Source organism: Streptomyces sp. 351MFTsu5.1, from assembly GCF_000383655.1.
Lineage (GTDB): Bacteria > Actinomycetota > Actinomycetes > Streptomycetales > Streptomycetaceae > Streptomyces > Streptomyces griseorubiginosus.
In genome coordinates this window covers 1-14,107 of sequence record NZ_KB911786.1, presented here as the reverse complement: position 1 = coordinate 14,107, position 14,107 = coordinate 1, and the positions used below count along the sequence as shown (strand labels likewise).

The 14,107-nt window shown below is 71.7% G+C and carries 15 protein-coding genes; 7 read left to right on the top strand and 8 right to left on the bottom strand.

Annotated features, from left to right (window positions below; genetic code table 11):
- The first annotated feature begins 54 nt into the window (after nt 1-54).
- Nucleotides 55-1,080 carry a questin oxidase family protein gene (locus H295_RS0125630; RefSeq protein ID WP_020138208.1) on the top strand — a complete coding sequence of 342 codons (1,026 nt, stop codon included), beginning with the start codon at nt 55-57 and terminating at the stop codon, nt 1,078-1,080.
- Here H295_RS0125630 and H295_RS0125625 read toward each other — a convergent pair.
- Entirely contained in the window at nt 1,077-2,066 is a 990-nt protein-coding gene (locus H295_RS0125625; RefSeq protein ID WP_020138207.1) for a DUF5937 family protein, read from the bottom strand. The genes H295_RS0125630 and H295_RS0125625 overlap by 4 nt on opposite strands.
- Before the next feature lie 113 nt (nt 2,067-2,179).
- Between H295_RS0125625 and H295_RS0125620 the strand changes: the two genes are divergently transcribed.
- Together H295_RS0125620 and hemC are read left to right on the top strand one after the other, a co-directional pair.
- Nucleotides 2,180-3,379 carry an MFS transporter gene (locus H295_RS0125620; protein WP_020138206.1) on the top strand — a complete coding sequence of 400 codons (1,200 nt, stop codon included), beginning with the start codon at nt 2,180-2,182 and terminating at the stop codon, nt 3,377-3,379.
- Between the two features lie 115 nt (nt 3,380-3,494).
- Nucleotides 3,495-4,430: a hydroxymethylbilane synthase gene (hemC, locus tag H295_RS0125615; protein ID WP_020138205.1), complete on the top strand. Its 936-nt coding sequence runs from the start codon at nt 3,495-3,497 to the stop codon at nt 4,428-4,430.
- A gap of 34 nt (nt 4,431-4,464) precedes the next feature.
- On the opposite strand, the gene H295_RS0125610 is transcribed toward hemC, so the two are convergent.
- The 4 genes from H295_RS0125610 to H295_RS0125595 form a co-directional block, all read right to left on the bottom strand.
- Nucleotides 4,465-4,980: a hypothetical protein gene (locus tag H295_RS0125610; protein ID WP_020138204.1), complete on the bottom strand. Its 516-nt coding sequence runs from the start codon at nt 4,978-4,980 to the stop codon at nt 4,465-4,467.
- 192 nt (nt 4,981-5,172) lie between these two features.
- A complete protein-coding gene (locus H295_RS0125605) occupies nt 5,173-6,015 on the bottom strand; it encodes an ABC transporter permease (RefSeq protein ID WP_020138203.1) in 843 nt (280 codons plus the stop codon).
- Nucleotides 5,975-6,796, bottom strand: a complete 822-nt coding sequence (locus H295_RS0125600; RefSeq protein WP_020138202.1) for an ABC transporter ATP-binding protein — start codon at nt 6,794-6,796, stop codon at nt 5,975-5,977. Before H295_RS0125600 ends, H295_RS0125605 begins: the two co-directional genes overlap by 41 nt.
- Entirely contained in the window at nt 6,793-7,248 is a 456-nt protein-coding gene (locus H295_RS0125595; protein WP_020138201.1) for a MarR family winged helix-turn-helix transcriptional regulator, read from the bottom strand. Before H295_RS0125595 ends, H295_RS0125600 begins: the two co-directional genes overlap by 4 nt.
- A 256-nt stretch (nt 7,249-7,504) precedes the next feature.
- Here H295_RS0125595 and H295_RS0125590 point away from each other — a divergent pair, with 256 nt between their 5' ends.
- Complete coding sequence (locus tag H295_RS0125590) at nt 7,505-8,293, top strand: RNA polymerase sigma factor SigF (protein WP_020138200.1); 789 nt, start codon at nt 7,505-7,507, stop codon at nt 8,291-8,293.
- A 27-nt stretch (nt 8,294-8,320) separates the two neighbouring features.
- Here the strand turns inward: H295_RS0125590 and H295_RS0125585 are convergent, their stop codons facing one another.
- A complete protein-coding gene (locus tag H295_RS0125585; RefSeq protein WP_020138199.1) occupies nt 8,321-8,653 on the bottom strand; it encodes an ANTAR domain-containing protein in 333 nt (110 codons plus the stop codon).
- Between the two features lie 169 nt (nt 8,654-8,822).
- Here H295_RS0125585 and H295_RS0125580 point away from each other — a divergent pair, with 169 nt between their 5' ends.
- Nucleotides 8,823-9,626, top strand: coding sequence for a VOC family protein (locus H295_RS0125580; RefSeq protein WP_020138198.1), 804 nt, complete (start codon nt 8,823-8,825; stop codon nt 9,624-9,626).
- A 96-nt stretch (nt 9,627-9,722) separates the two neighbouring features.
- On the opposite strand, the gene glgX is transcribed toward H295_RS0125580, so the two are convergent.
- Both glgX and H295_RS0125570 read right to left on the bottom strand, forming a co-directional pair.
- The gene (gene glgX, locus H295_RS0125575) at nt 9,723-11,819 is read right to left on the bottom strand and encodes a glycogen debranching protein GlgX (protein WP_020138197.1); all 2,097 of its coding nucleotides are present in this window, start codon (nt 11,817-11,819) and stop codon (nt 9,723-9,725) included.
- Nucleotides 11,820-11,862: 43 nt separating this feature from the next.
- Nucleotides 11,863-12,357 (bottom strand): hypothetical protein, encoded by a 495-nt coding sequence (locus tag H295_RS0125570; RefSeq protein ID WP_020138196.1) that lies wholly within the window; start codon nt 12,355-12,357, stop codon nt 11,863-11,865.
- A gap of 292 nt (nt 12,358-12,649) precedes the next feature.
- Here H295_RS0125570 and H295_RS0125565 point away from each other — a divergent pair, with 292 nt between their 5' ends.
- Both H295_RS0125565 and H295_RS43540 read left to right on the top strand, forming a co-directional pair.
- Complete coding sequence (locus tag H295_RS0125565) at nt 12,650-12,949, top strand: DUF5133 domain-containing protein (protein ID WP_020138195.1); 300 nt, start codon at nt 12,650-12,652, stop codon at nt 12,947-12,949.
- Between the two features lie 75 nt (nt 12,950-13,024).
- The coding region (locus tag H295_RS43540) for a maltotransferase domain-containing protein (RefSeq protein WP_020138194.1) at nt 13,025-14,107 on the top strand (1,083 nt) is incomplete at its 3' end.

The following is a 14,107-nucleotide window of genomic DNA, read 5'->3' as shown; positions in this document are numbered from 1 at the left end:
GATTCCGTCCCGCGCCCGATCCTCGCCGATCACCCCCGATCTAGCGTTTCAGTCATGGACACGACCCACACGAAAGAGACCGGCGGACTCCTGGAAGAGGCCCTGGAACGCGTGCACGCGTCCGGCCCGGAGCGAGAGGGCTGGCTGTCCAACCACGCGCCCATGGTCGTCGAGTCGCTCGCCGCACACGGACGGGCGGACTCGGTGCACCGATGGCTGGACCTGTACCGGGACCGGCTGGAGGACTTCCCGGACCGGACGGCCCCCGTCACGGACGACAACTGGCGTACGGCGCTGGGCGATCCGCGCCGTATCGCCGACTGGACCGACCACTTCACCCGCACGCTCGCCGAGCGTCCCTGGCGGGACGTCCTCGCCGAGTGGTGGCCACGTCTGCTGCCCGGCCTGTACGGCGGCGCCACGCACACCGTCATCCGGGTCGGCCACGCCGTGCGCGCGGTGGCGGCCGAGGAGAACACGCCCCGGCGCACCGAACTCGCCCACGCGCTGGGCTACTGGGCCGCCCGGTACCAGCCGGTGACCGGGCTCGTGGCCGTGCCGGGCGCTGCGGGTGCCGCACGGGCCCTGGACGCCGTACCGGCGATCGAGCCGGGGCACGTGGGGTTCCGGGACCGGCTGGCCGCGGTGCGGCGCCTGCCGGTCTGGGCGCAGGAGGTCACCGACCCGGACACCGCCAGGCAGCGGCTCACCGAACTGGTCCGGGCCGCGACCCACCGCTACGCCACCCACGGCCACGGCGAGCCCACCATGCTCGTCCACGCGGCGACGGCCCCCAACGCCGTGCTGCGGACGCTGGATTCACTCCCCCGGGACCAGTGGGCCCCCAGTCTGCACGCGGCCTGGGCGGCGTCGGCGGCGGTCACGGCGATGTACGCGCCGAAGGAGCCGGTCGCCTACGTCCCGCCTGGGCGTCTCGCGCCGGAGGAGGTCCTGGAGCGGGCCTTCGCCCACGGCGACGAACACGTCATCAAGCTCACCGACACCGCCCTGGACGTCGGGGACGAGCAGGCCCTCGCGTCCGCCCTGCGCGCGGTCGAGCTCAGCGAGCCGCTCGTCTAGGCACCGGCCACCACCGAGTCGCCCAGGGACGTCCGCCCGTAGAGCACGTGGAGGCCCTGCCGCCGTGAGGCCAGCAGGCCCGCCTCGCGCAGGACGGCCAGATGGGCGGAGACCGTCGACGGGGCGAGGCCGTGTCGGCGGGCCAGGTCCGTGGTCGAGGCAGGATCGTCCAATCCGGCCAGGACGGCGGCGCGTTGGCGCCCCAAGAGCCGGGCGAGCGCCTCCGGCGGGCGCGGTGCCGCGGCGGAGTGCAGGGCACGCATACCGCGGGCGGGATAGATCACCGTCGGCTGCCAGGGCCGGGCGAAGCCGCTCACCACGTCCGGCCAGACGAACACGCTCGGCATGAGCAACACGCCTCGCCCGTCGGCCAGTTGGGCGTCCCTCATGTCTCCGCGCACGGGGAGGGTGAGACTGCCGTCGGCCCAGTCGACGTCCGGGTGCAGATCAGCGAACAGGGCGTCGAGCCCGGCGTCCGCCACCTGCCGGGAGCGGTGGGCGATGTCGGCCTCCAGCACGGCCCGGTGACGCGCCCAGTCGGGGGCGACAAGAGCCTGCCAGGCCTGCTCGGTGAGGTCGGCGAGACGCCGTACGGTTGCGGCCGGGTCGTCGAGGGCGGCCCGGCCCCGCGGCGACTCGGTGAGGCCCGGGGTGCAGGCGAGCGAACGCGCCATCTCCTCGCGGGCGAGAGCGGGATCGGTGGCGCGCACCCGGGCCAGTTCGTCCTCGAAGCGGGGGCAGGGCTCCTCCGGCGGGGGCCCCAGGAAGTCGGGGGTGTAGCCGCCGACCGGTGGGATGAACAGCCACAGCGGCGACAGGTCGAGCCCGGCCACCGCGGGGGCCGCGCGGCGCAGCCAGTCCCGGTGGTAGCCGTGCCGGGCGGACCGGCGCAGCATGCGCAGCGCCTCATGGGTCTGGCACAGCGGGGAGACGGCGAACCGGCTCCGGCGCAGGTCGTCGTTCCCGAGCCGCAGGGTCAGCGCCACACCAGCCTCCCCGGCGGCCGTGAGTGATTCGTCCTGGAACGAAAGAGTAGAGCCGTACAGCCCGGCGCAGCACGCTGGCCGTCCTGCTTCCCCTCCCCCCGGAAGGCACTTGGATGGACAGCGCACGTCCGGCCCCCTGGCGCAGGGCCGCCGTCGTCGCGGCACTGATGCTGGCCGCGTTCACCTTCAACACCACCGAGAACCTCCCGGTGGGCCTGCTGTCCCTGATGGCGGACGACCTGCGGGTCTCCCTCACCGCGGTGGGCGCCCTGGTCACCGGCTACGGCCTTGCGGTGGCCGTCGGTTCGCTGCCGCTGGCCCACCTCACCCGGTCCGTGCCGCGCCGGTATCTGATGACCGGCCTGCTCGCGGTGCTCGCGGCGGCCAGCTGGCTCTCCGCGCTCACAGCCGTGTCGTACGGCCTGCTGCTGGCCGCCCGGGTGGCGACCGCGCTGGCGCAGGCGCTGTTCTGGGCGGTGATGGGGCCGGTCGCGGTCGGTCTGTTCCCGCCCGAGCGACGGGGGCGGATCATCGGGCTGCTGTCGGTCGGCGGTTCGCTGGCCACGGTGGCCGGGGTGCCGGCCGGGACGTGGCTGGGCGGGCACAGCGGCTGGCGGGTGCCCTTCGCGGTGCTCGGGGCGCTCGCCGTCGTGTCGCTGGTCATGGTGGCCGTGCTGCTGCCGACCTCGCGTCCGCGGGAGAGCCACGCGGCCTACGGCGCCGCCCCGGACCGGCGCCGGTTCGCGGTGGTGCTCACCACCACCGCCCTGTCGGTGACGGGGGCGTTCACCGGGTTCACGTATCTCGTCGCGTTCCTGGACGAGGTGAGCGGGTTCGGGCGGGACGCGGTGAGCGCCGTCCTGCTGGCGTTCGGGGCGGCGGGGCTGGCCGGCGTCGCGGCGGTGGGGCCGCTGCTGGACCGGTATCCGCGGGCCACGCTGGTCGTCCCGGTGACGGGACAGGTGGTGGCCCTGGTCGGGCTGTACGCGGCCGGGAGCAGCCAGGTGGCGACCGTGGTGCTGCTCATGCTGCTGGGCGCGTCGGTGGCGCCCGCGTTCATGGCGACGCAGAGCCAGGTGCTGCTGGTGGCGCCGGGGCGTACCGAGACGGCGCTGGCGGCCAACTCGGCGGCCTTCAACGTGGGCGTGGCCGCCGGCGCCCTGCTCGGCGGGGTGCTGCTGCCCCTGACCGGGACCCGCGGCACGTTCCTGGCCGGGGGGTTGCTCACGGCGGTGGCGTTGGTGGTGCTGTGCCGACCGGCGACCGTCGTCACGCGGGCGGCGGTGGAGGCGTCGGAGCCGGGCCCGGGATGACGACCGGATGTGTCCTCTTCGGGGGCGCCCGGGCCGGGCCGAAAGGGCCCTATTGCTTACCCGTTGCTCCGCGACCTTCAAACACCGGGCCTCCGCAGGGTCTATCGTGTCCCGCATGTCCCTCCCGGAACTGATTCGCATCGTCTCCCGTGACTCGCCGATGGCGCTGGCCCAAGTGGAGCGCGTCAGAAGCGAGTTGACCGCCCTGTATCCCGGTGTGCGCACCGAGGTCGTACCGGTGAAGACCACCGGTGACAAGTGGATGGGCGACCTGTCGAAGGTCGAGGGGAAGGGCGCGTTCACCAAGGAGGTCGACGCCGCGCTGCTGGCCGGCGAGGCGGATCTCGCGGTGCACTGCGTGAAGGACGTGCCGGCCGACCGGCCGCTCCCGGCGGGCACCACGTTCGCCGCGTTCCTCGAGCGGGACGACATCCGTGACGCCCTGATCCACCCGGGCGGGCTCACCCTGGACGAACTCCCGGAGGGGACCCGGATCGGGACCTCCTCGGTGCGCCGGGTGGCGCAGCTGGCCGCCACCCATCCGCATCTGGAGTGCGTGCCGTTCCGCGGCAACGCCAACCGGCGGCTGGCGAAGCTGGCGGCGGGCGAGGCGGACGCACTGCTGCTGGCGGTCGCCGGCCTGGAGCGCATCGACCGGCGGGACGTGATCACCGAGATCCTGTCCCCCGAGACGATGATGCCGCCCATCGGCGCGGGCATCCTCGCCCTCCAGTGCCGCGAGGGCGACACCGAACTGATCGACGCGGTCAGCGCGCTGGGTCATCCCGACACGTTCCGGGAGGCCACCGCCGAGCGGATGTTCCTGCACGTTCTCCAGGGCCACTGCAACAGCCCGATCGCCGGGTACGCGCGCGTGGACCACACCGGCGAACTCTCGCTGCGCGCCTGTGTCTTCACCTCGGACGGCAAGACGCGGCTGAACGCCCACGAGTGGGCGGGCCGTCTGGATCCGGCCACGCTCGGCACGTCGGTGGCGGTGGCACTGCTGCGTCAGGGCGCCCGCGAGATCATCGACGGCATCCCGCACTGAGTCGGGGGGACCGGGCGCCGGGAGCGCGGACGGCTCAGGCCGTGCCTTCCTCCGCCTGGTCCCGCAGGAAGTTGCTGATCTGGCAGGCCAGGCCCTCACGGCCCGCGCCCGCGTGCGTGGCACCTTCGTGGAGACCGATACCGCCTGCCCACAGCCGCCGGTCGGCCCACTCGTCGTCGACCCGCAGCTGGATCTGCACGTCGATCTGGCTCAGGCTCGCCTCCGGGGCCGCCGCGAACAGCACGGCGGTGGCGCGGCGCAGCGGATAGACGTCGAAGCCCTCGATGAACTGCGAGTTCCGCCAGTCGATGAAGGCGCTCTCGCCGTCGGGGCCGATCCGCACGTCGATCTGGCCGTCCTCGAGGTGGACCGTCGGGTGCTTCTCGCCGCGGTTCTCCACGGTCACGCGGACGCTGAAGTAGGTGAGCCCTTCGGCGGCGTCGTCCCGCCCGCGCGGCGGCTCGGCCGCCTCCAGACGGTGGACGCGGACCCGCAGACCGGCATGCTCGTCGTACTCCTGCCAGTCCCCGACCACGTTCGGCTTGTACACAGTGCACCTCTTCGACCTCAGAGAGCTGCTTCCTATCTGTGTGCTCAATGCACTGTCAAATGAGCAGAATGCGCTGTGGCCAGGGAATTCACCCTCTTTGATCGCTGATCAAGCCGTGCGCAGGCAGAATCCGCCGGACGGCCGGAAAAACCCTTCCACGGGCGTGCCGCACATCACGTTCCCCTGCCATGATCAACGGGCCAGCCGGCCGAGGAGCGAGGAGGCCGCGGTGATGCCGAGTGCGGCGGCCACGGCCAGTACCCCGAAGTCGAGCGCCAGATGGGCGGGTGTGCCTAGCAGCAGGCCGCGCAGGGCGTCGACTTCGTAGCTGAGCGGGTTCACCTTGCTGACGGCCTGGAGCCAGCCCGGCATGACGGAGAGCGGGTACAGGGCGTTGGAGCCGAAGAAGAGCGGCATGGTGATGGCCTGCCCGATGCCCATCAGGCGGTCCCTGCTGAGCACGATGCCGGCGATGGTCATCGACAGGCAGGAGAAGAAGGCCGAGCCGAGGATCACGATCACGCCGACGCCGAGGAGCTTGAGCGGGTTCCAGGTCAGGGAGACGCCCAGCAGAGCGGCGATGACGATGACGACGACGGCCTGGATCAGCGACTTCACTCCGGCCGCGAAGGCCTTGCCGGTGGTCAGCGCCGAGCGCGGAGTGGGCGTGACCAGGAGCTTGTTGAGGATGCCCGCGTCCCGCTCCCAGATGATCTGGATGCCGTAGAAGATGGCGATGAACATCGCGGACTGGGCGATGATGCCGGGCGCGAGGTAGTCGATGTAGGGGATGCCCTCGGTGGGGATCGCCTTGATACGGGTGAAGGTCTGGCCGAAGATCAGCAGCCACAGGGCGGGCTGGACGGCGCGGGTGTAGAGCTCGGTGCGGTCGTGGCGGAGCTTCTGGAGTTCGACGGCGCACATCGCCACGACCCGGGCGGGCAGCAGCCGCCACCCCGCGCGCGGCTCCGGTGGCTTCAGCAGCAGGCCGATGTCAGCCGACACGGTTCGCGGTGCGGCGGGTGCTTCGGACATCGCGGAAATCCCCTCCTTCGTCTTCGAGTCCGCTGCCGGCGACGTCCCGGAAGACGTCCTCCAGCGTCGGCAGGGTGTCGGTGCCCCGCTTCCCGGCCAGCCCTCGCCTCAGTTCCTCGGGGGTGCCGAGGGCGCGGACCCGACCGCGGTGCATGAGGCCGACCCGGTCGCAGTACTGGTCGGCCTCGTCCATGTAGTGGGTGGTCACCAGGACCGTCATGCCGGTGGCCTCGCGTACGGCGTTGATGTGCTGCCAGACGCCGGTGCGGGCGATCGGGTCGAGGCCGATGGTCGGCTCGTCGAGGATGAGCAGCCGGGGCGCGCTGACCAGGGCCTGGGCGAGTTCGAGGCGGCGGACCATGCCGCCGGAGTAGGTGCCGGCGAGCCGGTCGGCGGCGTCGGTGAGGTCGACGGCGGCCAGGGCCTGGGCGACCCGCTCGGCGCGTTCCCTGCGGGACACGTCGAAGACGCGGGCGAACAGGGTGATGTTCTCCCGGCCGGTCAGGTTCGCGTCGGCGGACAGCTGCTGCGGGACGTAGCCGAGCAGCCGCCGTACGGCCATGGCGTCCTCGGCGGTGTCGCGGCCGAAGACGCGGATCATGCCGGCCGGGACCGGGAGCAGGGTGGTGATGCAGCGGATGGCGGTGGTCTTGCCCGCGCCATTGGGGCCGAGCAGTCCGAAGACCTCGCCCTCCGCCACGGTCAGGTCCAGTGCGTCCACGGCCTTCGTGTCACCGAAGGCGTAGTCGAGTCCGGTGCAGGACACGGCGTCGGGTGTCATGACTCCTCGGCTTCCTCTTGCAGGGTGACGGCGAGGGCGCGCAGGGCGGGCAGCGCGGCGCGCAGGGCTTCCTGCTCGGCCGTGTCGAGCCGGGCGACCTGCCGCCCGACGAGGGCGACCCGTCGCTGCTTCCAGTCCCTGAGCCGCACCTCGGCCTGCTCGGTGAGCAGCAGGCGGGCGGCGCGCCGGTCGGCGGGGTCGGTCTCACGGACCAGGTGCCCCTCCTTGGCGAGCTGGTTGACCAGGGTGGAGACGGAGTTCCCGGCCAGGTGGAGCTCCTTCGCGGCCTCGGAGACGCCGATGCCGGGCCGGGACTCGACCAGGCGCAGCAGCTCGACCTCGGCGCCGCGCAGCCGCGGCACCGTGAGCCCCGCGCGGAGTCTGCGCCTGAGCAGCCGCTGCACTCCGACGAGGGCGTCGGCCAGCTCTTCCGGAAAGGTCTCCTCGTCCATACGGCCGAGATTACCTCTGCGACAGAGCTATCTCGACCAAGGACGGGTCAAGCACTCACCCCTCCCCAAATACCAGTATCGGACTATCGCCATCATTTGTTTGTTTTCACCCGATAGCGGGAATCTTTAATCCAGTGCTTCGGACAGGAGGCACGTCCGTGGGAGCCCGGCGAGCGGGTTCCGGATGTTTCATGGTCCGAGTGCTCCCCTCCCACGGTGTCTGTCCATCCAGCACCCGCTCAGGGAGGTGCGCGGCATGACCGTCGCCACCAGAACCAAGCCCCACCCTCATGACGACGCCCCCGACACCAACGCGGCGTTCGAGCGCCTGGCCCTGCTGCCGGATGGCCCGGAGCGCAAGGCGCTGCGGGACGAACTGGTGGAGCTGTGGCTGCCCATGGCGGAGCGGATCGCCGTCCGCTTCCGTGGCCGCGGCGAGTCCCTCGAGGATCTCTACCAGGTGGCCGCCCTCGGCCTCGTCAAGGCCGTCGACCACTACGACCCGGCCCGCGGCAGCGCCTTCGAGGCGTACGCGGTGCCGACCGTGACCGGCGAGATCAAGCGGCACTTCCGCGACCACATGTGGACCCTGCACGTGCCCCGCCGGGTGCAGGACCTGCGCAACCGGGTCAGGCAGGCCTCGAAGGAACTGTCGCAGACCCCGGGGCAGACGCCCACCGTCGCGGAGATCGCCGAACGGGCGCATCTCACCGAGGACGAGGTGCGCGCCGGTGCGGAAGCGCTGGAGTGCTTCTCGGCGCTGTCGCTGGAGGCGGAGATGCCGGGCACGGACGGCTACGCCCTGGGCGACGCGCTCGGCGGCCCGGACCCCGCCTACGACGTCGTAGTCGACCGGGTGACCGCCAGGCCCTGCCTGGAAGCCCTGCCGGAGCGTGAGCGGACCATCCTGTACCTGCGGTTCTTCCGGGGCATGACCCAGAGCGGGATCGCCGAGGAGCTCGGCATCTCCCAGATGCACGTCTCGCGGCTGCTCAGCACCTGCTTCGACCGGCTGCGCGAGGAGATCCTGGCCGACGGCGGCTGATCGGACCCCTGGATTCCGGGGGCGCCGTCACTCCGGCGGCGCACCCGGAATCTGCGTCGGGCCGTACTGGTCGAGGGCCTCTTCGAGTTCGACCCGGATCTCCTCGGGGATGTCTCCGGTCCTGCCCCAGATGAGGATGAGATCGGCGACGTTGCGCAGCTTGATGTTGGTGTGCTGGGAGACGGCCTTCAGCACGGCCCAGCCCTCGTCCGGGCTCACCCTGCCGAGCGCGACGACCATGCCGATGGCCTGGTCCACGACGGCGTGGGAGGCGACCGCCTCCTTCAGCTGGTCGATCTCCTCCTGGAGCGCGAAGACCCGGTCCGGGTCCGCGGCGGGTTCCTCGGGTACGCCTGACACCTGTCCATCGTGTCACTCGGACGGCTCCCCGGCAGCGGGCAGGAGTCCGTACGGGGCACCGTTTCGGTGCCTCCCCCGGGGTACTCGGCAGGCGGCCGCAGGGGTTCCGGATCGACACTGGACGAAAGCCCCACTGGCCGCAGCCCGACGAGAGCAGGACGCGACCGCCATGAACCACCACCCGAGACTCCCCGGTACGACCGCGGACGTCGTCTCCAGCCACCATGTCTTCGGAGCCCCCTGCTGGGTGAGCCTGACCTGTCGTGACCAGGCGACCACGGAGGACTTCTACGGAGCCGTCCTGGGCTGGGAGTGGAAGCCGGTCAAGCTCGGTGAGCGGTTCCGGGTCGCGCTGGTGGACGGCACGCCGGTCGCCGGTATCGCGGCGGTGGCGTCGATGTGGCAGATGGCGGTGGCCTGGACGGCGTACTTCGCGGTGCCCGGCGCGGACGAAGCCGTGGCCCGGGTCCAGGAGCGCGGCGGCACGCTGGCGGTGGGACCGCTGTCCTTCCCGCCCGGACGCGCGGCGCTGCTCTCCGACCGCGACGGCGCGACCTTCGGCATCTGGGAGGGCGAGCTGGTCGCCGACTGGGAGAGGTGGCGGCGGGCCCAGCCGGCCTTCGTACGGCTGCACACCCGCGACGCGTTCGACGCGGCGATCTTCTACGGCGAGGTCCTGGAGTGGGCGACGGGACGCCCCGGCTGCTGTGAGGTCGAGTACGAGGGCGGCGAGGTGGTGCTGCGCAGCGGTGGTGACGTCGTGGCCCGTATCGAGTCGGGGGCCCTCGGCTCCGCGCCCGACCCCTCGATCCGGCCGCACTGGCAGGTCCACTTCGCCGTCTCCGACGTGACGGCCTGCGCCAGGGCCGCCGAGGCGCACGGCGGCAGCGTCCTGACCAAGGACAGCACCGAGGCCGTCCTGCGCGACCCCGACGGAGCCCAGTTCACGGTGACGTCACGGCGCAGCCACTGAGCGCCTCGATCGCCTGATGCGCTCAACGAGGGAGGGGCGAGCTCAACGAGGGAGGGGCGCCGCGACGGAGTTCGCGGCGCCCCTGCCTTTCCGCTGTCAGCCGCCCCCGCGGGACGGCCGGGACAGCAGGACGAGACTCCTCGCCTGGACCGTCGTCTCCGTGCCCGCCTTGTGTTCCGACTCGTCGGCGCCCTGGGGCTCCGCCGTGTCGAGGAGGGTCGTCCAGCGTTCGCCGTACGCGGGGTCGGGGAGGCGGAAGTCGACGGGCTCCCAGTAGCCGTTGAGCAGCAGCAGGAACGAGTCGTCGACCACCGGCCGGCCGCGCGGGTCGGGTTCGGCGATGGCGTCACCGTTGAGGAAGACGCCGACCGAGTGTGCGTCCGAGCGCTGCCAGTCGGCCTCCGTCATCTCGCGGGCGTCCGGCAGCAGCCAGACCAGGTCGGGCAGCGGCTGCCCCGCGTGCGTCACGGTCTCCCCGCGGAAGTAGCGGCGCCTGCGCAGCACGGGGTGCGCGGCCCGCAGCCCGATCACGTACCGCGTGAACGCGGCGAGTTCACGCTGCTCCTCGCTCAACGCCCAGTCGATCCAGGAGACTTCGTTGTCCTGGCAGTAGGCGTTGTTGTTGCCGCCCTGGGTGCGCCCGAGTTCGTCGCCGTGGCCGAGCATCGGGATGCCCTGGGAGAGCAGCAGCGTGGCGAGGAAGTTGCGCTGCTGACGGCCCCGGAGTTCGAGCACGGCCGGGTCGTCGGTCTCGCCCTCCGCCCCGCAGTTCCAGGACCGGTTGGTGCTCTCGCCGTCCCGGCCGCCCTCTCCGTTGGCCTCGTTGTGCTTGTCGTTGTAGGAGACGAGGTCGCGCAGCGTGAAGCCGTCGTGCGCGGTCACGAAGTTGACGCTCGCGCGGGGGCGGCGGCGGCTGTGCTGGTACAGGTCGGAGGACCCGGTCAGCCGGGACGCGAACTCCCCGAGGGTGTGCGGCTCGGCGCGCCAGAAGTCCCGTACGGCGTCGCGGTACTTGCCGTTCCACTCCGACCACAGCGGCGGGAAGTTGCCCACCTGGTAGCCGCCCTCCCCCACGTCCCACGGCTCGGCGATCAGCTTGACGCGGCTGATCACCGGGTCCTGCTGGATCAGGTCGAAGAACGCCGACAGCCGGTCCACCTCGTGGAACTGCCGGGCCAGGGTCGCCGCGAGGTCGAAGCGGAAGCCGTCGACGTGCATCTCGGTGACCCAGTACCGCAGTGAGTCCATGATCAGCTGAAGGACGTAGGGATGCCGCATCAGCAGGCTGTTCCCGGTGCCGGTGGTGTCGTAGTAGTGGCCCCAGTCGCCGTCCACCAGCCGGTAGTACGAGGCGTTGTCGATGCCCCGGAAGGAAAGGGTGGGCCCCTTCTCGTTGCCCTCGGCGGTGTGGTTGTAGACCACGTCGAGGATGACCTCGAGACCGGCCGCGTGCAGCGCCTTGACCATCGCCTTGAACTCGGCGACCTGCTGTCCGCGGGTGCCGTGGGCGGCGTAGGCGTTGTGGGGCGCGAAGAAGCCGATCGTGTTGTAACCCCAGTAGTTGGAGAGGCCGCGGTCCTGGAGCACCCCGTCCTGCACGAACTGGTGCACCGGCATCAGCTCGACGGCCGTCACGCCCAGCGAGGTCAGGTGGTCGATCACCGCCGGGTGGGCGAGACCGGCGTAGGTGCCGCGCAGTTCGGGCGGGACGTCGGGGTGGGTGCGGGTGAGCCCCCGGACGTGCGCCTCGTAGATCACGCTGTCGGCGTAGGCCCGGCAGGGCGGGGTGTCGTCGCCCCAGTCGAAGGCCGGGTCGGTGACCACGCCGAGCATGGTGTGCCCGGCGCTGTCGGCCTCGGGGGTGACCAGCGAGGGGTGGTTGTCCGTCTGCCCGTCGACCGCCTTGGCGTAGGGGTCGAGGAGCAGCTTGGAGGGGTCGCACCGGTGGCCGAACTCGGGCTGCCAGGGGCCGTGCACCCGGTAGCCGTACCGCTGCCCCGGTCCGACCCCGGGCAGATAGCCGTGCCACACGAATCCGTCGGCCTCGGTCAGCGGGACGGTGCTGTGGCCGCCCTTGTCGTCGACCAGGACGAGTTCGACGCGCTCGGCGACCTCGCTGAACAGCGCGAAGTTGGTGCCCTCGCCGTCGAAGGCGGCGCCCAGCGGGTACGGGCGCCCGCTCCAGGCGGGCACCCGCTTCCCGTTCCTGTCCGGCTTCCTCCTGGACGCCGGCACGTCAGCACCCGCCCTCGGCGGCAGCGGCGGCCAGGGCCGCGACCGGCAGTTCGCGCGGCACCTGGAGGACCTCCCGCAGGGTGGGGTCGGGCGCCGTCGGCACGAGCGGGACGCGCTCCCCGGAGCGGGCCCGCTGGGAGAACCAGATGACCTTGCTGCCGGTCTCCGTGGCGCAGCAGCCCCAGCCGTCGCTCATCACGGCGATGCGTTCGAGGCAGGCGCGCAGATCCAGGTCCGGGCGCAGGTCGCTGTCGTTCTCGCCGACGGCCGTGATGAGGTGCTGACCGTTCCACCACAGCTCGATCGAGGTGTTCTTGTCCGTCGCGTGCTCGTCGATGGCCTTCAGCAGCAGGACGGCACCGCGGCAGACGGGCTCGACCAGAGTTTCCAGGTCCCAGAGACGTAGGTGGGCGGCCAGGATGCGCCTGACCTGTCCGACCCGTTCCGGGCTGACCTCCACGTCGAGGTGGTAGTAGCAGGGGACTGCGGTCTTCATCGTCGCTCGCTCCTCACCGGCGAAGCTCCCGCTCCTCCCGGCCCCCGCGGGACCGGGCCCCGAAACACACGGAGCGTGAGCGCTGTTCGCTTCAGAGTCACTCCAGAGTGGGAGTGCTACGCCATTCGTGCAACACGAGCGGTTCCTGAGGCGCGTGTTGCCGGTGTCGGCCGACTCGGCCTGGTCTCATCCCGTTGAAGATCCAACAAGACGCTGAGTCGTTACCCGTGCACCATGAGTGAAGATCCCGCGTGTCCCGGATCTTCCCCGGCCCCGAAAGGTGAAAGGCGCCATGCTGCTACCGGCCAAAGCCGAAGTCGCCCGGCAACTGCGGCGCTACCGCGCATGGGAGCGCCGCATGCTCGCCTCCCCCGCCGACCTCACCGTCCGGAGCACCTTCGAGGACTCGGGCTACACGCTGTGCGTCCTGATGGGCAAGCGCTGCGCCCGCGAGGCCGCCGACGCCGCCGAGCGCTATCTGCGCAGCAGCGTGATCGCCTACCTGCAGGAGCAGAGCGACCTCCCGCACGCGGGCGCCGCCGTCAGACGAGGTCCACAGAGATCGGCGGAACGTTCCCCCGCGGGGAGGTGACAGCCTTCCGGCGCAGCTTCGATCCCCGGCCGGGCGCGCCCAGTGCCCGGCCTCGAGCACGGCGGAGGCGAGAACATGAGCACCACCCCGGCCATCGGCCGCATCCCGGTACGCGACGTCCGTCCTGCCGTCGAGTCGGGCAGGCGCCCGGCGAAAGCGGTCGTGGGCGAGACGTTCGAGGTCACGGCAACCGTGTTCCGCGAGGGACACGACGCGGTCGCCGCCAACGTCGTCCTCACCGACCCGGAGGGCCGGCACAGTCCCTGGACCCCGATGCGGGAGCTGGCCCCGGGCAGCGACCGCTGGGGCGCCGAGGTGACGGTGGACGTCGAGGGCCGCTGGACGTACCGCGTGGAGGCCTGGAGCGACCCGGTGAACACCTGGCGGCACACCGCGCGCGTCAAGGTGCCGGCCGGTATCGACACCGGGTCGGTCCTGGAGGAGGGCGCCGAGCTCTACACCCGCGCCGCGGCGGGCGTCACGGAGGAACCGCAGCAGGCGGTGCTGCTGGCCGCCGCGAGGACGCTCGCCGACGACTCGTTGCCGGTCGCCACCCGTCTTGCGGGTGCGCTGACGCCGGAGGTGGACGCGGTGCTGGCGCGCCATCCGCTGCGGGAGTTGATCACGGCGTCGGAGTCGTTGCCGCTGCTGGTGGAGCGGGAGCGGGCGTTGTTCGGCTCGTGGTACGAGTTCTTCCCCCGCTCGGAGGGCACTGCGGAGCGGCCGCACGGGAGGTTCCGCAGTGCGGCGCGGCGGTTGCCGGCGATCGCGGCGATGGGCTTCGACGTGGTGTATCTGCCGCCGATCCACCCGATCGGCACGACGTTCCGCAAGGGCCGCAACAACACCCTGTCCGCGGGCCCCGAGGATGTGGGGGTGCCGTGGGCGATCGGCTCGCCGGAGGGCGGCCACGACGCCGTGCACCCGGATCTGGGCACGATCGAGGACTTCGACTGGTTCGTGCGGGAAGCCGCCTCGCACGGTCTGGAGATCGCGCTGGACTTCGCTCTCCAGTGCTCCCCCGACCACCCCTGGGTGCAGAAGCACCCGGAGTGGTTCCACCACCGTCCCGACGGCACCATCGCCTATGCGGAGAACCCGCCGAAGAAGTACCAGGACATCTACCCGATCGCCTTCGACGCCGACATGGAGGGTCTG